General features: G+C 66.3%; 21 protein-coding genes. 2 read left to right on the forward strand and 19 right to left on the reverse strand.

The window, feature by feature from the left end; translation table 11 throughout:
• Positions 1-9: 9 nt before the first annotated feature.
• The 3 genes from mmsB to JOE31_RS20655 are packed head-to-tail and all read right to left on the reverse strand — an operon-like array spanning position 10 to position 3534.
• Positions 10-942, reverse strand: a complete 933-nt coding sequence (mmsB, locus tag JOE31_RS20645) for a 3-hydroxyisobutyrate dehydrogenase (RefSeq protein WP_209747772.1) — start codon at positions 940-942, stop codon at positions 10-12.
• Positions 935-2035, reverse strand: a complete 1101-nt coding sequence (locus JOE31_RS20650) for an enoyl-CoA hydratase/isomerase family protein (RefSeq protein WP_209747773.1) — start codon at positions 2033-2035, stop codon at positions 935-937. Before JOE31_RS20650 ends, mmsB begins: the two co-directional genes overlap by 8 nt.
• Positions 2035-3534: a CoA-acylating methylmalonate-semialdehyde dehydrogenase gene (locus JOE31_RS20655; RefSeq protein WP_209747775.1), complete on the reverse strand. Its 1500-nt coding sequence runs from the start codon at positions 3532-3534 to the stop codon at positions 2035-2037. Before JOE31_RS20655 ends, JOE31_RS20650 begins: the two co-directional genes overlap by 1 nt.
• Before the next feature lie 282 nt (positions 3535-3816).
• On the opposite strand from JOE31_RS20655, the gene JOE31_RS20660 reads away from it, so the two are divergent.
• Both JOE31_RS20660 and JOE31_RS20665 read left to right on the forward strand, forming a co-directional pair.
• Positions 3817-4623, forward strand: a complete 807-nt coding sequence (locus tag JOE31_RS20660) for an exodeoxyribonuclease III (RefSeq protein ID WP_209747777.1) — start codon at positions 3817-3819, stop codon at positions 4621-4623.
• 10 nt (positions 4624-4633) lie between these two features.
• On the forward strand, positions 4634-5587 hold the full coding sequence (locus JOE31_RS20665; RefSeq protein WP_209747779.1) for a hypothetical protein: 954 nt from the start codon (positions 4634-4636) through the stop codon (positions 5585-5587).
• 24 nt (positions 5588-5611) lie between these two features.
• On the opposite strand, the gene JOE31_RS20670 is transcribed toward JOE31_RS20665, so the two are convergent.
• The 16 genes from JOE31_RS20670 to JOE31_RS20745 all read right to left on the reverse strand — a co-directional run bounded on the left by JOE31_RS20670 (position 5612) and on the right by JOE31_RS20745 (position 23972).
• Positions 5612-6676, reverse strand: coding sequence for a LacI family DNA-binding transcriptional regulator (locus JOE31_RS20670; RefSeq protein WP_209747781.1), 1065 nt, complete (start codon positions 6674-6676; stop codon positions 5612-5614).
• Positions 6677-6828: 152 nt separating this feature from the next.
• Positions 6829-7803 (reverse strand): carbohydrate ABC transporter permease, encoded by a 975-nt coding sequence (locus tag JOE31_RS20675; RefSeq protein WP_209747783.1) that lies wholly within the window; start codon positions 7801-7803, stop codon positions 6829-6831.
• Positions 7800-8765, reverse strand: coding sequence for a carbohydrate ABC transporter permease (locus JOE31_RS20680; protein WP_209747785.1), 966 nt, complete (start codon positions 8763-8765; stop codon positions 7800-7802). The genes JOE31_RS20675 and JOE31_RS20680 overlap by 4 nt, the downstream gene beginning before the upstream one ends.
• A 94-nt stretch (positions 8766-8859) precedes the next feature.
• Positions 8860-10200 (reverse strand): ABC transporter substrate-binding protein, encoded by a 1341-nt coding sequence (locus tag JOE31_RS20685; protein ID WP_209747787.1) that lies wholly within the window; start codon positions 10198-10200, stop codon positions 8860-8862.
• A 128-nt stretch (positions 10201-10328) separates the two neighbouring features.
• Complete coding sequence (locus JOE31_RS20690; protein ID WP_209747789.1) at positions 10329-10940, reverse strand: hypothetical protein; 612 nt, start codon at positions 10938-10940, stop codon at positions 10329-10331.
• Positions 10937-11614, reverse strand: a complete 678-nt coding sequence (locus JOE31_RS20695; RefSeq protein ID WP_209747791.1) for a DUF6286 domain-containing protein — start codon at positions 11612-11614, stop codon at positions 10937-10939. Before JOE31_RS20695 ends, JOE31_RS20690 begins: the two co-directional genes overlap by 4 nt.
• Positions 11611-11994: a hypothetical protein gene (locus tag JOE31_RS20700; protein WP_209747793.1), complete on the reverse strand. Its 384-nt coding sequence runs from the start codon at positions 11992-11994 to the stop codon at positions 11611-11613. The genes JOE31_RS20695 and JOE31_RS20700 overlap by 4 nt, the downstream gene beginning before the upstream one ends.
• Positions 11991-12182, reverse strand: a complete 192-nt coding sequence (locus JOE31_RS20705) for a hypothetical protein (protein ID WP_104173701.1) — start codon at positions 12180-12182, stop codon at positions 11991-11993. The genes JOE31_RS20700 and JOE31_RS20705 overlap by 4 nt, the downstream gene beginning before the upstream one ends.
• Positions 12179-12640: an Asp23/Gls24 family envelope stress response protein gene (locus JOE31_RS20710; protein WP_209747794.1), complete on the reverse strand. Its 462-nt coding sequence runs from the start codon at positions 12638-12640 to the stop codon at positions 12179-12181. Before JOE31_RS20710 ends, JOE31_RS20705 begins: the two co-directional genes overlap by 4 nt.
• A gap of 88 nt (positions 12641-12728) precedes the next feature.
• Positions 12729-13178: a hypothetical protein gene (locus JOE31_RS20715; RefSeq protein WP_209747796.1), complete on the reverse strand. Its 450-nt coding sequence runs from the start codon at positions 13176-13178 to the stop codon at positions 12729-12731.
• A 256-nt stretch (positions 13179-13434) separates the two neighbouring features.
• On the reverse strand, positions 13435-15030 hold the full coding sequence (locus tag JOE31_RS20720; RefSeq protein ID WP_209747798.1) for a glycoside hydrolase family 68 protein: 1596 nt from the start codon (positions 15028-15030) through the stop codon (positions 13435-13437).
• 398 nt (positions 15031-15428) lie between these two features.
• Positions 15429-19196, reverse strand: a complete 3768-nt coding sequence (locus JOE31_RS20725; RefSeq protein WP_209747800.1) for a glycoside hydrolase family 32 protein — start codon at positions 19194-19196, stop codon at positions 15429-15431.
• 120 nt (positions 19197-19316) lie between these two features.
• Complete coding sequence (locus JOE31_RS20730; protein WP_209747802.1) at positions 19317-20933, reverse strand: glycoside hydrolase family 32 protein; 1617 nt, start codon at positions 20931-20933, stop codon at positions 19317-19319.
• On the reverse strand, positions 20930-22072 hold the full coding sequence (locus tag JOE31_RS20735) for an ABC transporter ATP-binding protein (protein WP_209747804.1): 1143 nt from the start codon (positions 22070-22072) through the stop codon (positions 20930-20932). Before JOE31_RS20735 ends, JOE31_RS20730 begins: the two co-directional genes overlap by 4 nt.
• Positions 22069-23004, reverse strand: a complete 936-nt coding sequence (locus JOE31_RS20740; RefSeq protein WP_209747806.1) for an ABC transporter ATP-binding protein — start codon at positions 23002-23004, stop codon at positions 22069-22071. The genes JOE31_RS20735 and JOE31_RS20740 overlap by 4 nt, the downstream gene beginning before the upstream one ends.
• On the reverse strand, positions 23001-23972 hold the full coding sequence (locus JOE31_RS20745; RefSeq protein WP_245199920.1) for an ABC transporter permease: 972 nt from the start codon (positions 23970-23972) through the stop codon (positions 23001-23003). The genes JOE31_RS20740 and JOE31_RS20745 overlap by 4 nt, the downstream gene beginning before the upstream one ends.
• Positions 23973-24008 lie beyond the last annotated feature (36 nt).

Below are 24008 nucleotides of genomic sequence, written 5' to 3' on the forward strand. Positions count from 1 at the left end.
AAAAACTGCCTAGTGCGCGGACTTGTCCCGGATGTCCGTGATGATGCCGGAGAAGTCCCGGCCCGCGCCGCCCTCAGCCGCAAACGTATCGTAGATCTCCGACGCCAGCGGCCCCATCCGGGCGGCCACCCCCGTGCTTTGCAGCGCGTTGAGGGCCAGTTTGAGGTCCTTCGCCATCAGTGCCCCGGCGAAGCCCGGCTGGTAGTCGCGGTTGGCCGGACTCGTGGGCACCGGCCCCGGAACCGGGCAGTTGGTGGTGAGCGCCCAGCACTGCCCCGATGCCGCGGACGCAACATCGAACAGCGCCTGGTGGGTCAGCCCCAGCTTCTCGCCGAGCACGAAGGCTTCGCTCACCGCGATCATGGAGATGCCCAGAATCAGGTTGTTGCAGACCTTGGCGGCCTGGCCTGCCCCGTGGCCGCCGCAGTGGACCACGCGCTTGCCCATCACTTCCAGCAGGGGCCGGACGGATTCGAAGTCCCCGGGCAGGGCGCCCGCCATGAAGGTCAGGGTGCCGGCTTCGGCCCCCACCACACCGCCGGAGACGGGCGCATCCACCGCCCGGTGGCCGGCGGCCACCGCGAGTGCGGACGCTTCGCGGGCCTCGTCCACGTTGATGGTGGAGCAGTCCAGGAACATGGTGTCCGGCCCGGCCACGTCCAGCAGTCCCGGCCGTCCGTCCGTACCTCGGTAGGCGTCCAGGACGTGCTGTCCGCTGGGGAACATGGTCAGCACCACGTCGGCTCCGGCAACGGCTTCGGCGGGCGTCGCCACGGTGGGTACGCCGTGCTCGCGGGCCGCGTCCAGCGCTGCGGGCACCACATCGAATCCCGCCACCGTGTACCCGGCCTTGACCAGATTGACGGCCATGGGCCCGCCCATGTGTCCCAGCCCGAGGAACGCGACGTGTTCCTTTTTCCCGGATCCTGATTGTTCAGACATTGCGGGCCTCCTTGGATTGCAGGTTGAGCTCCCGGTCCCCCAGCGGCTCAAAGAACCTCTCGACGTCGGCGGTGGAAACCTCACGCAGGCTGGCCGGCTTCCACTGCGGGTTCCGGTCCTTGTCCACCACCTGCGCACGGATGCCTTCGCGGAAATCCGCACCGGCCAGGAACCGCAGGCCGACGCGGTACTCCTCGGCGAGGACTTCCGCCAGGCTCAGGCCGCGCGCGCGGCGGAGTGATGCCAGCGCAACTTTCACAGAGGTGGGCGACTTCGACTCGATGGTGTCCGCCGCGCCGGACGCCTCACCGGCAGCTTCCCCGGCAAACGTGCGGAGCCTGCGGAGGATGTCCTCGGCGTCGTCGCTGGCGTAGCAGGAATCGATCCAGTCGCGCTGCCCGGCCAGCACCGATGCCGGCGGCGTCTCCGCGAAGCGTCCGACGGCGGCCTCCGCCGTTTCGGTTTCCAGCGCCGCTGCCAGCGCGGGCAGGTTTTTGGACGCCACGAAGTGGTCCGCCAGGCCCAGGAAGAGGGCATCCGCGCCGCTCAGGTGGGCGCCGGTCAGGGCCGCATGGGTGCCTGTCTCCCCCGGCGAGCGGGACAGCAGCAAGGTGCCGCCGACGTCGGGCACGAATCCGATGGTGGTCTCCGGCATGCCGGTGCGGGTGCGCTCGGTGACTATCCGGACGGAACCGTGCGCCGAGATCCCCACGCCGCCACCGAGCACCAGGCCGTCCATGAAGGCCACATACGGCTTGGGATACCCGGCGATCAGCGCGTTCAGCCTGTATTCGGTGCGCCAGAAGTCCGCGGTGGCCTCACCGCCCGTCAGTATGTCCTCATAGATGGCCACGATGTCGCCGCCGGCGCACAAGCCCCGCTCCCCGGCGCCGTGCACCAGGACGGTGGCCACGCCGTCGTCGTCCGCCCATGCGGTGAGTTGCTCCAGCATGGCCGCGGCCATGCCGGCGGTGAGCGCATTCACTGCCCTGGGCCGGTTCAGCGTGATGACGCCGAGGCGCCCGCGCCGCTCAAACAGGACTTCACCAGCGGGCGTCTCATGGGGACCCGCTGCGGTGGTTTCTGCGGTCATCAGCTGCCTTCCGGCATCACGTAGCTGGCGCCCTGGCGGATGCCGGAGGGCCAGCGGGTGGTCACGGTCTTGGTCTTGGTGTAGAAACGGAACGCGTCGGCTCCGTGCTGGTTCAGGTCCCCGAAGCCGGAGGCCTTCCAGCCGCCGAACGTGTAGTAGGCAATGGGCACCGGGATGGGCACGTTGATGCCCACCATACCCACCTGCACCCGGCTGGCGAAGTCACGGGCAGCGTCGCCGTCGCGGGTGAAGATGGCCACGCCGTTGCCGAACTCGTGCTCGCTGCAGAGCCGGAGGGCTTCGTCGTAGTCCGCTGCGCGGAGGACGCTGAGCACCGGGCCGAAGATCTCCTCCTTGTAGATTTTCATGTCCTTGGTGACGTTGTCGAAGAGCGTGGGGCCAACCCAGAACCCGCCGTCGTAGCCTTCCACGGTGAGGCCGCGGCCGTCCGCCACGAGGGTGGCGCCCTGGTCCACGCCGGACTGGATGTAGCCTTCGATCCGCTCCTTGGCGGACGCCGCCACCACTGGCCCGAAGTCCGAGTCCTTGTCCAGGCTGTGCCCCACCTTCAGGTGCTTGACCCGTTCCTCCAGCTTGGAGACGAGGGCATCGGCCGTTTCCTTACCCACCGGTACTGCCACGGAGATGGCCATGCACCGTTCGCCGGCGGAGCCGTAGCCTGCCCCCATCAGCGCGTCAACGGCCATGTCCAGGTCCGCGTCCGGCATGATCACCATGTGATTCTTGGCCCCGCCGAAGCACTGGGCGCGCTTGCCGTGGGCGGCCGCGGTGGCGTAGATGTACTGGGCGATCGGGGTGGATCCCACAAAGCCGATGGCTTTGACCCGATCGTCCTCGAGCAGCGCGTCCACTGCTTCCTTGTCCCCGTTGACCACATTGAACACCCCGTCGGGGACGCCTGCCTCGGTGAAGAGTTCGGCGAGGCGCAGCGGCACGGAGGGATCACGCTCCGAGGGCTTGAGGATGAAGGCGTTACCCGCGGCCAAGGCAGGTCCGGACTTCCACAAAGGGATCATTGCTGGGAAGTTGAACGGCGTAATGCCGGCCACCACACCAAGCGGCTGGCGCAGCGAATGCACGTCGATTCCGGTCCCGGCGTTGTCCGAGAACTCGCCTTTGAGCAGGTGCGGGGCGCCGGCGGCGAACTCCACCACCTCGATGCCGCGCTGGATGTCCCCCTTGGCATCGGGGAGCGTCTTGCCATGTTCTGAGGAAAGTAGCGCGGCAAGTTCGTCCAGGTGCTCGTTCACCAGGTCCACGAACTTCAGCAGGATCCGGCCGCGGCGCTGGGGATTCATGGCGCCCCACTCCACCTGGGCTTTCTCCGCGCTGGCAATGGCATTGCGGACTTCGTCGGCGCTGGCCAGCGGCAGCCTGGCCTGCACCTCGCCGGTGCAGGGATCGTAGACGTCTCCGAAGCGCCCGGAGACGCCGTCGACCCGTTGTCCGTCTATGTAATGGGAAAGCTCGCGAACCATGGCGGAATGCTCCTTTGCATGTGACCTACATCATCCTGCTGCTGAATATACTCGGACTTCCTACTAAATTCCAGACCGCCCGCGCCTGCTCCCAAAAGGCGCCACGCCGCCGTCGTGCGTTGGTGTCCCGCCGCCGTCGTGACCTTCTTTGCCCACTTCTGTTCGCATACCCGCCGTCCGCCCCGCGTGTCTGGTCCCGTTCCGGGCGAAATAGGGTCACGACGGCGGCAAACAGCTGCGCTGGACAGATCCCCGGCGCCCAAGTTCGGTAAGTTAGGAACTGTGAAGATTGCTACCTGGAATGTGAACTCCCTCCGTGCCCGAGCCGACCGCGTGGAAGCCTGGCTCGAGCGCAGCGACTGTGACGTCCTGGCCATCCAGGAAACCAAGTGCAAGGACGACAATTTCCCCTGGGAACTCTTTGAGCGCATGGGCTACGAAGTGGCCCACTTCGGCGTGAACCAGTGGAACGGCGTGGCCATCGTCTCCCGCGTCGGCCTTGAAGACGTGGAACGCTCCTTCGTGGACCAGCCGGTGTTCGGCAAGAACGGCAAGGACCCCATCCAGGAGGCCCGCGCCATCGGTGCCACGTGCGGCGGCGTCCGGGTGTGGAGCCTCTACGTTCCCAACGGCCGGGCCCTCGACGACGAACACATGCCGTACAAGCTCAGCTGGCTGGACATGCTGAAGACCCATGCCCAGACCTGGGTCACTGAAAACCCCGAGGCCCAGATCGCGTTGATGGGCGACTGGAACATCGCCCCGCAGGACGACGACGTCTGGGACATCGACTTCTTCCGCGCCAACGCCATGACCCACGTCAGCGAACCCGAGCGCGCCGCCTTCCACGCCTTCGAAGACGCTGGCTTCCAGGACGTGGTCCGCCCGCACACCCCGGGCCCGGGCGTCTATACCTACTGGGACTACACGCAGCTCCGCTTCCCCAAGAAGGAAGGTATGCGGATCGACTTCGTCCTCGCTTCCCCCGCCCTCGCCGCCCGCGTAACGGGCGCCTCGATCGACCGCGAGGAACGCAAGGGCAAGGGCGCGTCGGACCACGCGCCGGTCATCGTGGAGCTGGCCGACTGATGGGGCCGCTATGACGGGCAACATCTACCGGGGCCAGGCGGGCTTGCCCTTCTCCTCCGCGCTGCGGATCTACGAGCCGCTGTCCGCGTTCCCCGAAGAGCAGCGCGCCGCACTCCGCGCCGCGGGCGCCAGGTCTGCGTCCCGCGCAGCCGTGGAGAACGCCGAGTTGCAGGCGTCCCTGGGCCGGATCACGCGGCCCGGCGGCGACCCCTTCCCCACAGGGCGCACCGACCTGGTCCGGGTCATTCCGGCTCCCCCGGAACCGGAGCAGCCGCGCACGCAGATGCCGGCCGTCGGCCCCGATGAGGCCGGAACGTCCGACGCCGGAGGGCCGGGTAACGCCGTTGCCGGCGCCGACAGCCCGGAACCGGCGTTGTTGTACTGCCCCAGCCAGCTGGTGCTGCGCGCCGGCCTCGCCGCCAACGCCCTGATGGAGGGCATCCACGGTCCGCTCGCGCAGCTGCTGATCCCGGAGGAACAGCGGGACAAGCACCAGGAACGGATCGACCTGGTGAAGGCCCGCGAAGGAACCAGCCGTGTCCACACGCGTGCATCCACCTGGGGCATACCCTTCAGCTGGTTCTCGCTGTTTAAGGAGTCCGATCGCCAGGACGTAGTGGAGTCCGGCGGACGGATCATTACGGTCCGCGTGTGGGCGCCGATCGGCGAAGCCCTGGAACGCGTCCGCTATGCCGTGGCCAACCTGGCCCTGGCCGCCCCGGACCTGGACATGCTGGACGACATGACCCAGCTCACCGAGTGGCTGGAACTCTTCCACCCCGGGTCAGTCGTGGAGCTGGACTACGGCGCCGTCGCGGACAAGGTGTATCCGGACGATTCCCCCATGGACGTGCGGCTCGGCATCGAATGCCTGGCCGAAGGAGACATGACCGGCGCTGCGGCGGCCTACCGCCGGTTGGCCTCGCGCTGGATTCCCATCAGGCAGCTCGCGCGCGCATCCTAAGGCGTCCGGCCTATTCCGCCGGAACTAAGCCTGCCTGTGGGACGGAGGCGGCGCCGTCGTCCTTCTGACGATGAGCTGGTGGGGTGCCACTTCCGAGTGGACCGCACCTACGGCGCCGTCCAGTTCGTCCAGCAGCATCTTGGTGCCGAGTTCAGCCTGCTCGTCCGGCCGCTGCCGCACGGTGGTCAGTCCCATGGCATCCGAAAAATCGTGGTCATCGATTCCGATGACGGACAGTTCCTCCGGCACGCGGACACCCATTTTGTTGGCTTCGAAAATGACGCCCATGGCCATCTCGTCCGAAGCACAGAAGATCGCAGTGGGCTTCGGACCGGGCCGGGCCCACATCCGGGTGAATGCATCCTGCCCGCTCCGGACCGTGAAGTCGCCCCACTCGTCCCACTCCGGACGGACAGGCAGCCCGGATCCGGCCATGACGTCCTGGAACGCCTTGATGCGGACGCGGGGAACATCGAAGTTGAGGTCGGTTTCGTCGTCGCCGTGAAGTAGCGCGATGTCCTTGTGGCCGAGGCTGATCAGGTGCCGGACGGCAGTGGACGCCGCGGCGTAGTCGTCGATGCCGATGTAGGGGCACTCCTCCACATGGCCGCCCACCACCACCAGGGGGATGTCGATCTTCTGCAGATGCTCTATTTCTTCGTGGGTCAGAGCCATACACAGCACCAGGAGGGCATCGATCTGCTTATAGACCATGGTCTTGCTGAAGAGCCGTTCACGGTTGCTGCCATGGCCGCCCAGGTTGAACAGCGAAAGGTTGTACTGGCGCGCGTGCAGTTCACGGTCCGCGCCCTCAATGGCCTTGGAGAAGAACCAGCGGCTGACGAATGGTGCCAGCACGCCGATGGTCTTGGTCCGTCCCGTCGCCAGGCCCGAGGCGGATGAGGATGCCACATAACCCAAGGCGCCGGCCACCTCGAGAATTTTTTCCCGGGTGGCCGGCGAAACCCTGGGCAGGCCGCGGACTGCGCGCGAGACTGTGGCTGTAGAAACCCCGGCTGCGGCGGCGACGTCCTCAATGCTGACGCCGGAATGGCCGCCCCGTTGAGCCCTGTCTGTTGTGCGTGCCAACTGTCTACCTTCTTCGGCTTCCCCGCAGGCACTGAGATGCCCTGCGAATCCTCAAGGCCAATAGTATTTCTCAAACCTTCTGCGAGCCTGTGTTACCTCGATCTGCTCGATCCCAGGCCTACCTGCACGTCGGCGCAGGGACTGCATCTCAATCAGCCCTTGAGCCCCCCGGCAAGAAGGCCCCTGACGAAATAACGCTGCAGGCCGAAGAATACGGCCAGCGGCACGATGATGGACACAAACGCTGCTGCCGGGTTTAGGTAGTCCCTGCTCCCTCGTGTGCCCGAGATCTCCGCGAGCCGCTGCGTGATTGGGGCGACATCCGCTGTTCCGCCGGAGAATACCAGCGCCACAAGGAGATCGTTCCAGACCCACAGGAACTGGAATATCGCCAGCGAAGCGAGAGCAGGCACGGACAGCGGAAGGATGATCCGCCAAAATATCGTGGTGTGGCCAGCACCGTCCACCTTGGCTGCCTCGATCACTTCGCCGGGAATCTCGGAGATGAAATTGTGGAGCAAGAAAATGCCCAGCGGAAGCCCAAAGATAGTATGGGCAATCCACAGCTGGGTATAGGAACCTGGCGGGATTTGCAGAACCTGGGTGAAGAGCTGAAGGAGGGGAATGAGGGCCATTTGCAGGGGAATGATCTGGAGGGCAAAGACGAAGATGAATCCTGCCTCCCTGCCCTTAAAATTACCCCATGCGAAGATGTAGGCGGCCATGGACGCCAGCACCAGGACAAAAACCGTCACCGGGACCACGATTGCGAGCGAATTGACGAAGTACTGCGACAGGTTGGCCGATTGAGAGCCCGCTGCTGCGGTGACGTCAACGTAGTTCTTGAAGGTAAAATCCCAGTCCGCAAAGAAATTCCACCAGCCGTCGGAGCGCGGGCCCACCTGCTTGGCCGCCGGACGGATGGAAGAGACCAGCAGGCCGAAAGTGGGCACGGTCCACACGACGGCGATGACGACGGCGGCAGCCGTGGCCCAGCGCGAAGTCAGTTTGCCTTTGACCCTGCGCATGATGGGGGCGGCATCGTCAGGATCGACCGCACGCCCCACGCGCTTTGATTCGGTACGAGTGTTTTTCGCCGCCTCGTCCGGCACTGGCATGACGGTCATCGGATTTCCTTCTGCTGACGGAGGACTCGGGCGTTGTAAACCACGATGGGCAGGACCATGAGGAAGAGGATCAGGGCCAGTGCTGCGCCCCTCCCCGGTTCGCCGGCACGGAAAGCCTGCGTGTACATCTCGTTCGCGACTACCGAGGTGTCGTAGTTTCCGGCAGTCATCGTGCGGACAATGTCGAAGACTTTCAACGTCGCGATGGTTATGGTGGTCAGTACTACCACCAGGGATCCGCGTATTCCGGGGACTGTAACGTTCCGGAACTGTTGCCAGGGGTTGGCACCGTCAAGTCGGGCAGCTTCCACTAACTCCATCGGAACACCCTTGATGGCGGCAGAGAGTATCACCATGGCGAAGCCGGTTTGGATCCAGACCATGACAATGATCAGGAAGACCGTGTTTTCCGGGGCGTCCAACAGGAATTGTTTGGGTTCCATGCCGAGCGCCACCCGTAGGGCGTTCAAGACACCGGTCTGCTCAATTCCGGGCCCGCGATAGTCGTAAACCAGCTTCCAGATAATGCCCGCTCCCACGAAGGAGATGGCCATTGGCATGAATACAAGTGCTTTGAGGATTCTCTCGCCGCGGGCCTTATCGATGAATACAGCGTAAGCAAGGCCAAAAACGGTGGACAGCAGCGGAACCAGGACTGTCCAGATGACAGTATTACGCAGCGTGGCCAGCGCTTCCGGTTGCGTAAACATCCAGACGAAGTTATCGAGGCCATTCAGTCGTCCAGCGGAATCAGTGAAGGCCAGGAAGGACGTCTGAACAGCGGGATAGACCAGCCCAACAAGCAGGAGGACGGCGGCCGGTGCGAGGAATCCGATGACGGTTATTTTGTCTTTGGCGGACTTGGGAGCCCTATCCACCAAGAGCATGAGTAGTCCGATGATCGCGGCGAAGACTGCAAGGGCGATCACGACCTGAAGGAGCTTTCCTCCGATAAAGTCCAAGGCTCTACCTCCGGGGTATGCGTGGATGTGATGAGATCAAGGCCTGCTGCGCCCTGTGCCCGACGGGACCTGGGGCGCAGCAGGCAAGGAGGATCTAGCTCTTGGGCCAGCTGCTCTCAATACTGTCGGCAACTTCCTTGGAAGGCGTCCCGTTGATCCACGCGACGATGCCCTTCCAGAACGAGTTGGAACCAACGGCGCCGGGCATCAGGTCCGACCCATCAAAGCGGAAGACGGTTTCTTTGCTCTGCAGCAGGTTGATAGAGAGCTTGTCCAGTTCGGACTGCGCGTTGTTTGGATCCAGGCCCTTGTTGGCGCTAATCACACCGCCGAGCTTGACCCGGTCGTTGGCAAACTCCGCGCTTGCCATGTAGGTCTGGAATGCCTGCACCTCGGGGGTGTCCTTGTAAGCACCCACCATCTCGCCACCACCGGTGATGGTCTGTCCCTTGCTTGCATCAATAGGCGGAGTCATAAACGCCCAGACGTCTCCTTCGGGAGCAATGACGGTGCCTTCCGGCCAGTTGGAAGCTTGGAAGTTGGCCTGATGGTGCATGGCGCACTGGCCATCAAGTACGGGCTGGCCAGCTTGGGCGAAGCCAGTCGTCAAGATGGAGCGCACATCCCCGAAGCCGCCGTTGACCATCTTGTCATCCAGCAGGATTTCACCGGTTTTGTCCAGAGCTTCAACGATCCTGGGATCATTAAATGGGATCTTGTGGCTGACCCACTGGTCGTAAACCTCCGGACCTTGAGCGCGGAGAACGACATCCTCGACCCAGTCCGTTCCTGGCCAGCCGGTGGCTTCACCGGACTCGAAACCTGCGCACCAGGGCTTCATGGCGCCGTCGTCTGCGATCTTCTTGGACAGCTCCATCATTTCGTCCCACGTCTTTGGAACGTCCCAGCCCTTGTCCTTGAAAGTCTTAGGTGCATACCAGACGTAGCCCTTGACGTTGGCCAGCATGGGTGCGGTGTAGAAGACGCCGTCAACAGTGCCGTACTTCTTCCAGTCGGCTGACCAGTTCTTATCCACCGCATCAGATACAGCTTTTGGTGCAGGCTTCAGGTTGCCGGCCCGGGCTTGGTCTGCCATGAGGCCCGGTTGCGGGAAGATGGCGATGTCGGGTGCGTTGCCTGCCTTTGCCCGGACCCCGATCTGGGTCTCGAATTCTTTGCTGCCTTCATACTTGATCGTCGCGCCTGTGCACTGCTCGAATGCGGCCCACGTTTTTTCGAGGTTGGTTGCTTCAAGGTCCACGATGGTCGAGTAGACGGAGATGGTCTTTCCGTCGTGTTTTCCGTAGCTCTCGTATTTGGAGCAATCAGCGCTGGCCGTCTGGCCACCCCCGCTGTTGGACCCGCTGCACGCGGTCAGGGCTAATGCCAGGATTCCGGTCGCTGCCACGGGCAGCAGATACTTGCGGTTCTTCATTCTTGTGACTCCTCGCTGAGTTACAGAGGTGCGATTGACGTGGTGCCCATCACAATAAGCAACCCGACCGACAAAATGCAAGCGTTTACACCGTCCGTGTCCGAAAGGTGATCTGAACAAATGTCAGGCTAGCGGACGCGTTCCGCCCGGCCGAAGCGGGAACGGGCGCCGGAGCCGATGTGGATAAGCACAGGGATGCGCTTGCCCACGACGGCATCCAGTGCCTGCACGAGGGCCGAGACATCAGCTGCGAGGAGGTGCGGGGCCACACCCTGGCGGGGCTGCAGACGAATCTTCAGCGCTGGCTCGCCGCGGATCTCGTAGGTGGCCACAGTAGCGCCGGCCAGGTCCTGCCGCCCGGCCAAGGCCGCGCGCAGGGCCTGCTCGGCGACGCCGCCGCCGATCCGCACGTTGCCGGGGAAATCCTCGGCGTCGTCCTCGGCAACGACCAAGTTGGCGCGGCCCTTGCCCTGCTGGGCCACCCAGGCGACCATCAAGGCAATCACCACTGCCAGCACCAGCGCGATCACGGCCCATAGCCAGCTTTCCTCGCGGCCGGGGATGCCTGTTCGCTGGAGGAGCTGGCTCATACCGCTCCACACCCCGGCGGACCACTGCTGCCACCACGAAGCCACCGCCGGAACGGTGGCCAGCAGGACCAGCAGCAGCCCGATGATCAACAGCTTCACACCCAGGATTCCGATCAGGATCCTGTTCAGGGTTCGGGGGGTGTTGTTCATGCCCCGATCACCCCTGACGTGGCCACGTTGACCCGCACTTCCGGCATCGGTTCAAGAGCCATTTCCCGCAGCTCCTCGAGCACGGCGGCCAGCACGGCGTTCTCGCTGACCTGAACCCCCGAGGTGGGCCGCACGTTGACAGTCACCTGGCGCTGCGACACCACCACCATCACCTGTTCCTGCGTGACGTTCGCGGCCAGCCGCGCACGGCGGGCCAGCGCGGAGGCGATGACTTCGTCGTCCACCACCACTCCGGCCCGGGGGTCCGGAAGCAAATGCCGCGCACGGCGGCCGGGCAGGACGGCGTTGAGCAGGAAGAACAGCCCCGCCATGGCCGTCACCGCTCCGATGACACCGAGCAGCAGCGGCGGCATGCCCTGGGGAAGCGCAATAAGTCGTTCCGCGGCGGTCTGCGGATCGATGAGCCACGGCGGCTGCCCGACTGCGCGCACCGCGGCTTCAAGGAGCCCGTAACCGCACAGCACGACCACCAGGACCGCGGCGATCCCTGACACTGCGGCACGCGAGGAACGCGTTTCGCGGTCGAGGATCCGGCGCATACCGGCGCCCCGGGGATCCGGTTCTCCGGCAGCTGAGACGCCGGAGCTCCTGCCGGAGGCACCATTTCCCGCTGCATGGCTGCCCTTTGAGCGGACGTCGGTGGCGTTGTTCACTGGACCCTTCCCCCTTCGCTGATGGCGGCGCCGCTGATCCGGATGTCCACGCGGCTCAGCTGCGCCCCGCTGAGTTCCCCAACGCGGTGCAGGATCACTGGCCTGGCCGCGATGGCACGCTCCCGGATGGAACCGCCGAAAGCGGCCACGCGGCCGGGGTCGCGCAGCACGGTGGTCAGCGGCGGGATCCTGATGGGCAGGACGAGTGACAGAGCCAGCAAGCCGTCGTCGTCGGACCAGTCAGCCCGGACGTCGTGCGCCGGGACGCCCAGCGCTTCAGCGGCGGCTGCCCGTGCAAGGCTGGTGAGCGCCTGCGTACTGATGCGGTTGTGCCCGGCCATCACGGAGCCACCGGCCACGGTTCCGGCCGTGCTGCTCATGAGGAGGAGCGCCGGCCCGTGATGGCATCGAACACGCTGCGCAGGTCAAGTTTCCCTTCCGCGGCCCGGCCAAGGAGGGCGCCGATCCCCATGAATAGCAGCGAGACCAGGAAGCCCCAGACGCCGAACTGGAAAGACATAAAGGCCACGAAGGCCCCCACTGCTATTCCCACCACGGTCAGGTTCACTGGATGGCCTCCCTCTCAGTCCGGGCTTCCACGGGCAGGCCGGGCTTTGCCGGCCCTGCTACGTAGACGTCATTGATCTCCACGTTGACCTCGATGACCTGCAGGCCGACGAGCTCTTCCACCGCGGCATAGACGGCGGCTCGCACCTGGTCCGCCAGGGAATGCAGCGGCGTCCCGTAGACGGCCACGAGGTTGATGTCCACTGCCACCTGCGTCTCGCCGACCTCCGCGTGGACACCGGCGGCGTGGTCGGAGCTGCCGACGGCGTCCCGGATGGCCCCCAGGGCGCGGGACGGACCGGTGCCCAGCGAATAGACCCCCGGAACGGCCCGGGCGGCGATGCCTGCGACCTTGGCTACTGCCGTTTCGGAAATGACGGTGCGTCCGGTACCGGCCGGCAGGGCAACGGCTGGATCAGCGTGGGCCCCCGGCGCGGGATGTGGGTTCTGGTATTCCATCAGGCACTCCCCTTCTCTTGAACACCACCCTATCCCTTGGCCGTGACAAGCGGCCGGACGCGAGTGAAAATCGCCAAGCCGAACCCGGCTATTTGCAGTTGGCGGCGAGCCAGGCGGTAACCGGGGCCATGGCGGCGTCGAACTTTCCGCTGGAGTACACGGTCTGGTCGCTCAGCCCGGCGACGGCCACCGTATTGAGGTTGGCGAAATCGGCCTTGAGCTCGTCCGGGACGCGTTCAGCGGTTTCGCTGAGCTCCGCTTTGAGCTGCTCCAGTTCCGCGGTTTTGCCCTGTGCGGCCGAGAGCGGGAACAGCGATGCGCCGGTGGCCTGCTGGGAAATGGTGGTGCATGCCTCCGCTGCGGAGGGAAAGTCCCCGTACGGCCCGGAGCTTTTGCTGGGGCTCGGCGTCGCGGTTGCCGCGGAGGTTTCGGGAGCGGACGACGACGGCGCGCCGCCGGCTTCCGGCGCGGAGCATGCGGTGAGTGCCAGTGCGGCGAAGAGGGCTGCTGCGGTCAGAGGGCGTGCAAGGTTTTTCAAAGGTCACTTTTCTGGTCGAGATTGCGCCGCCCGATGCCGTTGAGGCTTCGAGCGGCAATGGCGTTCTGTCCCCGGCGTGCGAGTCTAGCCCGGATGGCTCCCGGGATCCCAAGCGGCCGGTGCGGCGCCCTCCTTCGAAGGCGGCCGGGCGTCCGCATTTTGTCCGTATATATAGGTATAAAAAACCGCAGGGACGCCCGGATGAGATCCGGACGTCCCTGCGGCTGCGGCGGGGGGTTGAGTTCCCCGCTGCGGATTACTTGTAGAGGCCCTCGCCGCCGACCTTGAGGTTGGTGGGCAGGTAGCCGAACGGACCGAGGCCGTTCTTGCCGAAGGTGCGGTCAACCTGGGACACGCCGTCACGGAAGTTGATCTTCACGGTGGGCGAGAGTGAGCCGCCGCGGACGCCGTTCACGTTGTCAATGAAGGACTGCACCAGGCCGCCCGGCTGCACGTAGTGCGAGTAGGCCTGGAACTGGCGGCCGTTCTGGTTCGGGGTGGGTGCCTCCGGGGACTCGGACGGAAGGTTCAGGTCCGTCGGCGAGCCCAGGGCCAGGCCGCTGTTGTTCATCGGCTGGTAGTCCGAACGGACACCGTCGCCCACGAAGCCGTAGACGCCGTCGGGGCCGCGCATGCCGGCCGCGTAGGTGAACTGGTGGCTGATGGTGAACAGGTAGTACTTGTTCTTGCCGCCTTCATTCTGGATGAAGATCTGCGGACGTTCGGTCTGGTCGTTGACGCAGTTGGCCGAAAGGATCGGCGGCAGGAAGGACCACTTGGTCAGATCCTTGTTGTCCGCCACTGCCAGCCCCACGTTGGCGGTCTGGTAGTAGGCGCCGCTGCTGTTGACCTCGTTGACGCTTTCCGCGTTCGGGTCGCCGGCCTTGTAGCCAAGGTCCTCGGGCTTGCACTCGTATTCGCCGCGGGTGCCGCCGGTGTTGCCTTCGAAGACCATGAAGGTCTTGCCCGGGTGGGCGGGGTCGGCGAACGTGTACGGGTCGCGGAAGGCGAAGCCCGGGTTCTGGGCCTTGTTCTGGTACATCTTGCCGTCCGGCTCCAGCAGCTTGGTGTGCTTGAAGCCGTCGAACGTGACACCGTTCTGGTCGGCGTGGATCTTGCCCAGCGCCTTGGCAATGGCCGCGTCAGGGGCGATGCCGCCGCCGCCTGCGTTGCGTTCGGCAACGTCGTAGAACGTGGTGGCCGTGTAGAACACATTGACCTGGTTGCCCTGCATCAGGCGGGTGGAACCGGACCACTCGGTGTTGCCGATGGAAGCCCCGTCAGCGAAGACGTGTCCGCCGTAGTTCCACTTATCCTTGGCCGGGTCGGCGTTGGTCTTGCGGAAGAAGTATCCGATCCGGGCGTTCCAGTGGCGCTGGTCGAAGCCGTAGCCGGCGTGGCGGTCGGCAACCAGGGAGAAGATGACGTCCCAGCCCTTGTAGCTGATCTGATTGGCGTTTTCGTCGGTCAGGGACCACGTGTCCCAGACCCAGACGTCGTCGTTCATCGCGGGGAAATCCTCGGGGATTTCCGGCATGGTGACGTCCGGGCTCATCGAGTTCTGGCCGGGAGCCACGGTGGAGTCGCTCTGTGCCATGATCTGCTTGGCATCGGCGCGGGTCCACTTGGAGGTGAAGTCCGCCGCCGGATCGTAGGCCTTCTGGCTGTGATCGGTGGGCAGCGGGAAGCCGGGGGTGGGTGCCGGCATCTGCTGGGTGGCGGGCGGGTCCGAGGGTTCGTTGGCCTGGGCCGACGGAACGGCAAGGAAGGCCGAAGCCGCCACGGCCGTTGCCAGTGCTGCGGCGGCGGGACGCCACCGCAGCATCCGGTGGGTATTGGGGTGCTTGTGCATTTTTGCTCTTCTCGCGGAGTTGAGACCATTCGTGGAAGACGGGCGTGTGCCCTCATACCCCGAAACTCCGGTTGTCCCGATGACGCGGCAGGCGTCATCGAGGACGCCTTTGTGTCGAGGGGGACGGGGCTTGGGTAGGGCCCCGGGAGGCGATTCGGAAAGGACTCCTTTCCTGCGCCGGTCTCTACGCTGGCACGTTGAAGCATGCTTATCAAGCCGTGTTTCAAGGTGCTAAAAACCGAGTTTCGCTCCAATTGTGCAAGCGCTTACATTGCCCATTGCGCGCGCGTCACACATCTATTTCGCCGAGTCAAATGTTGCATCTTAAATCAGACTTAGTGTGAAATGTCACCCTGCAGCCACCCGGAATTCACCTTCTGCGACGGATTGGGAGGGGCTCATCCCGAGCCTGTCACCAGCACATCCTGATAGGCTGCCCGGCCGTCGAACACGTTCAGTCCCACCTTGCCGGAGGACAACGAGGCATCATTGACGGCGAGGATTTCGACCCCGTCGAGCTTCACCGTCAGCCGCTCCCCCGCAGCCGCGGCCTCCAGGCTGTAACTGACGCCGTGGCTCAGCAGCACAGGGACACTGGCCAGGACGCTGGCGGCGGGATCGAAGACGCCGTCCTGCAGCTTGAAGACCCGTGCCAGCCGCAGGTTCGGGTCCAGGTTGACGTAGTACCCCGTGGCGCCGTCGGCCGAGGCCCGCAGCAGCACCGAACCCGCCCCGCCGTACCCCCGCTCCGGCACCCGGTCGCTGTTGAGCATGGCCCCCGCGTATGGCCCGCTGCCGAACCGAACGGTCGCAGCCACCCGGACATCCGAGTACGAGGCGGCGCTCATGGCCGTGGAGTCCTTGTCGAACGTGCCGGCCAGCCCTGCTCCCGTGCTTTCCCAGCGGCCGCCGGGAACAACGGAGTAGGAATCCAGGTTGTGCCGGGCCGTGCCGCGTCCCTGCGGCAGGACGGCCGACGGCGGCGCCGCGGTAAGGCGGGAAGTGTCAGCCAGCTGGTGTACTTTGGCGGACACCAGCCGGGCGGTCCCGCCGCTGGTGCTGAAAGACAGGCCGGCAGAGGACGGGTCCGGGAAAACCAGGGAGGTGATGGCTGCCGTGCCGTCCCCGCCGAAGAGCTCCACGGAGGAGGAGTCCACCAGGGCCCGCAGCTTCACCCGCCGCTCGCTCCCCCCTCCGGCCAGCGTCACTGTTTCGGAACTCCACGCCGTGCTGGAATTGTCCGCCATGGCACCTGCGAAATACCGGGTGAAGTCTCCCCGGCCGGACTGCCCGCGGTCCACGGTCATGGTGCCAGTGGCGGATGATCCCGTGCCGGCGGCGTAGCGGAGCAGGGTTTCCTGGGCGGTGCCGGTTGCCGCGCCGCCCGGCGTGCCTTTGCGGAGCCCGAAGGTGAAGCCCGAGGCACCGCCGGAGGACGGGATGGCCACCTCGGCCTCCAGCTCAAAAGACCGGCCGGAAGCAGCGGCCAGCGGATTGGCCGACGTGGGCGTGACCGTCACCTCGGACGCCTGCCACGTGGCCGTTCGCAGCGCGGCCAGTTCGGTTACCGGTTCCTGCGCCAGCCGGAGCCCGGCGTCCGGAAGTTCCTTCAGGCTCAACTGCCTGGGGGCACTCAGCTGCCCGTTCCAGCGGCCGGTGGGCGGACTGAAGGCATAGTCCCAATTGCTCATCCAGCCCAGCATGATCCGCCGCCCGTCCGGGGCGCCGAAGAAGCTCATGGCCGCGTAGTAGTCGCGGCCGGAGTCGGCCTGCAGCACCTGCTCCGGGCCCGTATCCGCGGTGAAGGATGTCCCGTTCCATGATCCGGTGACGTATTGCGCCGAGGAGCCGTTGGTGGGCCTGACGGCACCGGTGCTCCACCAGAGCACCCACCGTTTGACGCCGGGCTTGCCTTCCACCGGCAGCTCGAAGAAGTCCGGACATTCCCAGACCCCGCCGCGGACCCAGTCGCCATAACCGAACGAGCTTGTGAAGGTCCAGTGGACCAGGTCCGTGGACGTGTGGAAACGCAGGTGGTCGCCGCCGGCCACCACCATGATCCACTTGCCGCTCGCCGCGTCCCACGTGACCTTCGGGTCCCGGAAGTCCCAGCTGCCGGTAGGGCCGCCCGGGTTTTCCACCACGGGCGCAGCCTGCACGATTGACCAGGTGCGGCCGTGGTCCTTGCTGTAGGCGGCGCGCACGGACTGGTTGCCGTTGGGGGCATCGTGGTTGAAGCTCGTGTAGAACGCGACGAGACCCTGCCCGCCGTCGAACAGTCCGCTGGAATCGTTGGCGTCCACCACCGCGGAGCCGGACCATGACTCACCCGCAGCCAGGTGCGGCAGTGCTATGGGCAGCTGCTTCCAGTGCAGCAGGTCGGTACTGACGGCGTGCGCCCAGCGGCCGCGGTCCTGGTGGAACAGGTGGTATTCGCCGTCGAAATACACCAGGCCGTTGGGGTCCGAACTGTTCCCGGAATTCTGGCTGTAGTGGTACCCGGGCTGGTAGAGGCCGTTCATGTAGCTGTCAACGTCGTCTGCCCGGACGTTCTGGAAGTAGGCGCCGCCCCCGCTGACCCGCAGCCCGAAGCCGGCGCCTGCCGCCTGCCCGGCCGGCCCGGCAACGGCCTGGACGCCGTTGATCAGCGCCGCGGCCTGTCCGCCGCGGACGGTGAGCTGGATGCGGTTGAGCTGGCCGGCGGCAAAGCTGTCCGGCGGTACGGCCCCGCTGGCAAGGACAGTCCCGGTGGTGCGGTCCTTCAGCTGCACCGTTCCTGCTCCGGGGTCCACCCTGAGTTCGGTACCGCCGGTGCCGTCGGGCGCGCTCCGGACCACGACGGCGGCCGTTGCCGGAGCGGCGACGTCCAGGTCCAGGGAGGCGACGACGTCGGACGCCACCGCCGGGACGAAACGTGCGGCGTCCGCTCCGGCGGCCAGGCCGTCGGTTGCTCCGCGCAGGCCGCGGACGTCCGGTTCCCAGCTGCCCGAGCCGGTGCGCCAGCCCTGCAGGGAGGTGTCCAGGCCTTTGAGAATCATGCCCTGGAACACGGTGCTGCCGTTGAAGGCGAGAAGGCCAACATGGCCGGAGCCGTGCGCGGCGTCTGTTGCCGTGATGGCCGGGGCGTAGCCGTTGGGGTCCAGCAGGTCCGTCTGCCAGTGCACGGCGAGCTGTCCGCCGTCGGCCGTCACCCGCAGCCGGTACACCGCGTTGACGGTGATGTCCGTCGCGAAGGTGCCCAGGGTGGCGTTGTCCTCGATCCGGTACAGCCGCAGCCGGCCGGCGTTGGCATCCACTTCGGCCGCGTACCCGGCGGTTCCGGCTGAGTTGGTGCGAAAGAGGAGCGCGCCGACGGCATCCGGCGACGTCACCTGCACATCGGCGGTGAAGTCCGTGACCTGAGGTGCCTGGTCCGTGGCAACAGCCCGGAGGTTGGTGCCGACCGCAGCGGTCCCCCGAAAGCCGGTGGCCGTGGCAGCCCATCCGGCGCCGTCCGCCTGCCAGCCGCTGACGTTGGCGTCGATGCTGCGTACCCGGGGCTCGCTGAAGTTCACTGCGCCGTTGTAGGCGTGGAGGCCCACATGGCCGCTCTGGTAGCGCTGGTCCGAGGTGTCGATCCGGGCCACGCCGTCCACCGCCACGTAGATCCGGGGTCCGTCCACGTGGACGTCCACGGAGTAGCTCCGCCCCGTGTCCAGCGGAACGGCGGCGGGAGGTGCCACGTCCTGTCCGGTGGCCAGGTCGAACAGCCGGACCCTGTCCAGGTTGGGATCGATGGTGGCCGCATAGCCGCTGCTGGCATCGGCTGCACTGCGGAAGACCAGGGCACCTACGGCATACGGGCTGCCGGGGTCGACTGAGACTCCGGCCGTGTACCGGGCGGTGCCGCTGATGCGCTGCTCACTGATGGCGGCGGCGTTATGGCCCGGCGGGGCGACGGCGGACTGGCCGCCGCCGGACTGCCTGGTCCAGTTTCCACTGACGCCCACCACGTCCGGCATGGGACTGGTGCTGCTGCCCAGCGTGACCGGGCCGGCGGGGAAAGGCCCGCCCGGAACGGCCCGGGCGGGCGGGGCCAGCATGGCCGGGGCCAGGACGGACCCCGCAGCCAGGGTGCCAAGGCCGAGCGCGGCCGCGGTAATACCTGCAACTAACCTTTTGGACATTCAGATCGCCTTTGATCTTGGACAATGCTTCGGGATGGATTGATTTAGCGCATCGGTTGCTCCGCAACCGCCCTTATGAGCCTGCAGACGGGGGTTACGGAGCAATCGACGGTGCGTCGCCTACGGGAACAGCGGGCGCGGGGCGCCGAAGACCCCTTCCATCCGCCAGGCGTCCAGCTGCAGCAGCCGGACTGTACCCGCGGCGGACAAACGGACGGTTTCCCCGCCAAGCGTCGGATAGGCCCGGGCCGTGAGCGGTTTGCCGTTGGCGAAGATCTCCAGCGCCGAGCGGTCCACCAGCACGCGGAGGTGCAGTTTGCCGCCGGGCAGCTGCACCGGGCCGGACTTTTCCTCCGCGTCCACGGTCCGGTCCAGGCTGCTGTGCCCGCGGTCCAGGAGCACATAGGACTGCGCGGACCCGCCGCTGCCTGCTTCGTAGCCCACCTCGATGACTGTTTCCTCCGCCCCGGCCGGCGCACCGTCAGGGGTTCCCGGGGTTCCCGGGCTTCCCGGGCCGCCAGGGGTTCCCGGGCTTCCCGGGCCGGAGCCAAGCACGCCCAGCCGGAAGACGCTCCCGGGTTCCAGTTCCAGCTCAAGCTCCAGGTCCAGCTGGTTCCCGGACACTCCGGCCAGGACCTCACTCGCGCCCACTGTGCGGGGACCGGCCCGGACGTGGTCGCGCCGCAGCAGCTCCACCTCGGGCACGGGAGCGAAGGCCAGTCCGCCGCGGGCGTCCAGTGTGGCCACACGAGGCAGGCTCATCACACCGGACCAGCCGGCCTCCACCATGGCGGCCTCCGTCCGGCCCTCCTGCAGCCAGCCGAACATGACCCGACGCCCGGACTCGTCCGCGAAGGACTGCGGGGCGTAGAAGTAGCGGCCGCCGTAGTCCAGCCGGTGGAGTTCGCGCGGCGTGTAGGAATCCCCCGCGTAGCTGCCGGTCCAGTACAGCGGGTGGCGGGTATCGCCGTCGTGCCAGGCCGAAAAGACGAGCACGTCCGTGACCGGCTCCCGGGATTCCACGGCCCGGTCCCCCAGAAAACCGCCGCCTGCCCGGAACAGGTCCACGCACTCCCACATGGTTCCCTGCCAGTCAGTGGCCGCCGGGTCTCCGGAGGACGCGTCGCCGATGACCAGCGGGCCGATGTAGTCCCAGCGGCGGAGGTCCGCGGATTCGTAGAGGAACGCCGTGCCGCCGCGGCCGCGGATGCCGGATCCCACGAGCTGGCGCCAGCGTGGGCCTTCCCGCCAGACGCAGTGGTCGCGGTAGGCGGTGATCTCAACGCCGGCCGGCGGTGCCGGAATCACGGGGTTTTCCGGGGCTTTGGTCCAGCTCAGGAGGTCCGGCGAGCCCACCGCCACGCAGGGCAGTTCGCTCGCGCCGTGCCGTCCGGAATACACCAGGGTGGGGGTCCCGCCGTCGTTCACCAACACACCGGACCAACAGCCGTCGGCATCCGGGCCGGCGGAAGGCTCCAGCGCCACGGGCTGGTCGGTCCAGTTGACCAGGTCCGGGCTAGTGGCGTGCCCCCACAGGATGCGGTGGTGGAAGGCGCCCTCCGGGTTGTACTGGTAGAAGAGGTGGTAGGTCCCGCTCCACTGGCCCACACCGTTGGGGTCGTTGAGCCAGCCGGCGGGCGAGACAAAGTGGAAGCGCGGGCGGAGCGGGTCCGCCTCGGCCCGCGCCACGAGTTCGTCCTGCGGCACAGTGGCCAGGGGATGGGTCAGTTCGGTCATGAGGAAGCCTTGTTTTCTGTGCGGTGTCCGTCCGTTGGCGGCGTGTCCGGTGTCTCGAGGGGTTCGGAGCTTTCCACCGGCTCGGCGGACAGGGCGTGGCTTGCTGCAGTTGCCGGCGGCCGGTACAGGTGGCAGCGGACCCAGTGCTCGTTGGCGGGATCGCCCACGCGGTGCCGGACGGGTTCGGTGGCGGAACAGCGCTGCCCGGCGTCGCCGTCGAATGCGCACGACGCCGATTCCATCACCGCTGCGCGCAGTGCCGCCCGCTCGCGGGGGTCGTAGGACCCGGTCCGGGCGGGGTCCGGCACGGCCGAGACCAGCAGCCGGGTGTAGGGGTGGGCGGGGTTGGCCAGCAGGTCCAGCGATTCGCCTTCCTCCACCAGCTCCCCGGCGAACATGACGGCGATCCGGTCCGCCAGGTAGCGTGCCGAAGCGAGGTCGTGGGTGATGTAGAGCATGGAGATCCCCTGTTTGTCCCGCAGCTGGCGCATCAGGTTGAGGATGCCGATCCGCACGGAAACGTCCAGCATCGACGTGGGTTCGTCAGCGAGGATCACTTCGGGTTCCACCGCGAGCGCCCGGGCGATGGCCACGCGCTGCCGCTGCCCGCCGGAGAGTTCGTGCGGGTAGGAGTTGAGCATGTCCGGAGTGAGGCCCACGGTGGTCATCAGTTCGTCCAGGCGGCTGCGCAGCTGGGCCGGCGTCCCGGCTTTGCCGTGCAGGGTCAGCGAGCGCGTCAGGAAGTGTTCGATCCGGTGGACCGGGTTGAGCGAGCCGAAAGGGTCCTGGAACACCATCTGCAGCTGCGAACGGTATGCCCTGGACGCCTGGAACCGGTCCCGTTTTAGCACGTCTGTGCCATTAAGCCGGATCCGGCCGGCAGTGGGCTTCTCCAGCCGTGCGATGCAGCGGGCCAGCGTACTCTTGCCGGACCCGGACTCTCCCACCAGCGCCACGATTTCGCCTTTCCTGATGGCGAGGTCCACGCCGCCGAGGGCGCGCACCGAGGCCCGCGAGAACAGCCCGCCGCTGTGGAAGTCCTTGATGAGGCCTTTCACCTCGAGGGCGGGAGCCTCGCCGTTGGTGAGGTCAGGCGTGTTGACTGCCGGTGCCGGCCGTGCTGATACCGGGGTGCTCATGGCTGTGCTCCTTGGAGGACTGGAACGGGGGAAACGAAGTGCCCGGGCGAGGCTTCCTCGACGTCGGCGATGTTGCTGAACTTCACGCCGTCGGCCAGGCCGGCCAGGGGAACCCGGGGTCCGGTGAGCGGAGGGAACGCGCCCATCAGGGCCTGGGTGTAGGGGTGCAGCGGGGCGGCGTGGATGTCCTTGGCCTTGGCCGTCTCCACGATCCGGCCGCCGTACATCACGGCCATCCGGTGCGAGAGCTCCACCATGAGGGACATGTCGTGCGTGATGAACAGGACGGAGAAGCCCAGTTCGCGCTGCAGCTCCTTGATCTGAGCCATGATCTCCTGCTGGACCACCACGTCCAGGGCAGTGGTGGGTTCGTCCAGGATCAGCAGGGAGGGTTTGAGGGCCACCGCCATGGCAATGACGGCGCGCTGCCGCATCCCGCCGGAGAGCTGGTGCGGGTAGGACCTCAGCCGGGCGGGGTCGATCCGCACGAGTTCCAGCAGTTCGGCTGCCCGCCGGAGCGACTCCTTCCGGGTGTAGCCCGCGTGGGTGGTGTAGATATCCACGATCTGGTCCCCGACGGTCATCACCGGGTTCAGCGAGTTCATGGCGGACTGGAACACCATGGCCACGTCCTGCCAGCGGAAGCGGCGCAGCTCTTCCGGCCCCATGGCCAGGACGTCCTTGCCGCCGAAGCGGATGCTGCCGCCGGCGATCTCCGCCGGATCGCGCAGCAGCCGCATGATGGCGTTGGCGATGGTGGATTTGCCGCAGCCCGACTCCCCGGCCAGGCCGAAGATTTCGCCGGTGCCAATGCTGAACGAGACACGGTCGACGGCGGTGGTGGAGCGGGTGTCGCCGCGGTACTTCACGGTGAGGTCCTTGATTTCCAGGACAGGTTCGTGGGTGCCAAAGGAGGTCTGGGAGACGGTCATGCCGATGCTCGCTTTCCGGATTGCGCGGGCCTGCGGGCCGGCTTGGCCTTACGGATCTTCGTGACCTGTATTTTCCTCAGCCGTATTTTCCGCAGGCGCGGGTTTGTGACCTCGTCCACCGCGTAATTGATCAGCGACAGCGAGAACGCCACCAGCGCGATGCACAGGCCGGAGGGAACGAACACCCACCAGCTGCCCGTGAGCAGGGCGCCTTCGTTGCCGGCCCAGTAGAGGTTGTTGCCCCAGGAGACCGTGCTGACGTCCCCCAGGCCCAGGAATTCGAGGCCGGCCTGGGCCCCGATGCCGTAAATGATGCAGGCCAGGAGTGTTCCCATCACGATGGAGGCCATGTTGGGCAGGATTTCGCGGAACATGATCCGCAGCGGGCGTTCGCCGGTGACCACGGCAGCGGCCACGAAGTCCTTGGAACGGATGGACAGGGCCTGCGAGCGCAGTACCCGGGCCGAGCCCGCCCAGCCCGTGACCACCAGGACCAGGATCACCGTGCCGAGTCCCGGCGGGAGGAACGCGGCCAGGATCACCAGGAGCGGGAGTCCCGGCAGGAGCAGGAAAATGTTGGTGGTGAGGGAGAGGGCTTCGTCGATGAACTTGCCGAAGTAAGCCGAGGCCAGGCCCACCAGGATGCCGATGAACGTGGAGGCAAAGCCGACGGTCAGGCCAACCAGCAGTGAGCTGCGCGCGCCGTGGATGGTCAGGGCCAGGACGTCCTGTCCCTTGGCGGTGGTGCCCAGCCAGAACTCGGCGTCTGGTTCCTGGGAGGCCATGCCGGTGATCTTGGAAGGGTTGTCCGGGTACAGCACCGGAGCAAGCAGCGCCAAGGCAATGAAAATGAACAGGATGGCCGCGCCGGTCATGGCCTTCTTGTTGGTCAGCAGCCCGTGCAGCAGGGTGCGGTTGGGCCTGCGGACGGAGGCTCCGGACGGGAGTCCGGCACCGCCGTCGGGCATTCCGGCGGCGGTGCCGGTGCCGCCGGCGAGGGTCTC

It is taken from the genome of Arthrobacter sp. PvP023, from assembly GCF_017832975.1.
Classification (GTDB): Bacteria; Actinomycetota; Actinomycetes; order Actinomycetales; family Micrococcaceae; genus Arthrobacter.

Excerpts from the sequence above, each read along its gene's own strand:
- JOE31_RS20685 (WP_209747787.1), bottom strand. The coding sequence starts at position 10,200 with ATGAAGAACCGCAAGTATCTGCTGCCCGTGGCAGCGACCGGAATCCTG.
- mmsB (WP_209747772.1), bottom strand. The coding sequence starts at position 942 with ATGTCTGAACAATCAGGATCCGGGAAAAAGGAACACGTCGCGTTCCTC.
- JOE31_RS20730 (WP_209747802.1), bottom strand. The coding sequence starts at position 20,933 with ATGACCGAACTGACCCATCCCCTGGCCACTGTGCCGCAGGACGAACTC.
- JOE31_RS20735 (WP_209747804.1), bottom strand. The coding sequence starts at position 22,072 with ATGAGCACCCCGGTATCAGCACGGCCGGCACCGGCAGTCAACACGCCT.
- JOE31_RS20745 (WP_245199920.1), bottom strand. The coding sequence starts at position 23,972 with ATGCCCGACGGCGGTGCCGGACTCCCGTCCGGAGCCTCCGTCCGCAGG.
- JOE31_RS20650 (WP_209747773.1), bottom strand. The coding sequence starts at position 2,035 with ATGACCGCAGAAACCACCGCAGCGGGTCCCCATGAGACGCCCGCTGGT.
- JOE31_RS20690 (WP_209747789.1), bottom strand. The coding sequence starts at position 10,940 with ATGAACAACACCCCCCGAACCCTGAACAGGATCCTGATCGGAATCCTG.
- JOE31_RS20655 (WP_209747775.1), bottom strand. The coding sequence starts at position 3,534 with ATGGTTCGCGAGCTTTCCCATTACATAGACGGACAACGGGTCGACGGC.
- JOE31_RS20675 (WP_209747783.1), bottom strand. The coding sequence starts at position 7,803 with ATGACCGTCATGCCAGTGCCGGACGAGGCGGCGAAAAACACTCGTACC.
- JOE31_RS20665 (WP_209747779.1), top strand. The coding sequence starts at position 4,634 with ATGACGGGCAACATCTACCGGGGCCAGGCGGGCTTGCCCTTCTCCTCC.
- JOE31_RS20725 (WP_209747800.1), bottom strand. The coding sequence starts at position 19,196 with ATGTCCAAAAGGTTAGTTGCAGGTATTACCGCGGCCGCGCTCGGCCTT.
- JOE31_RS20720 (WP_209747798.1), bottom strand. The coding sequence starts at position 15,030 with ATGCACAAGCACCCCAATACCCACCGGATGCTGCGGTGGCGTCCCGCC.
- JOE31_RS20710 (WP_209747794.1), bottom strand. The coding sequence starts at position 12,640 with ATGGAATACCAGAACCCACATCCCGCGCCGGGGGCCCACGCTGATCCA.
- JOE31_RS20740 (WP_209747806.1), bottom strand. The coding sequence starts at position 23,004 with ATGACCGTCTCCCAGACCTCCTTTGGCACCCACGAACCTGTCCTGGAA.
- JOE31_RS20700 (WP_209747793.1), bottom strand. The coding sequence starts at position 11,994 with ATGAGCAGCACGGCCGGAACCGTGGCCGGTGGCTCCGTGATGGCCGGG.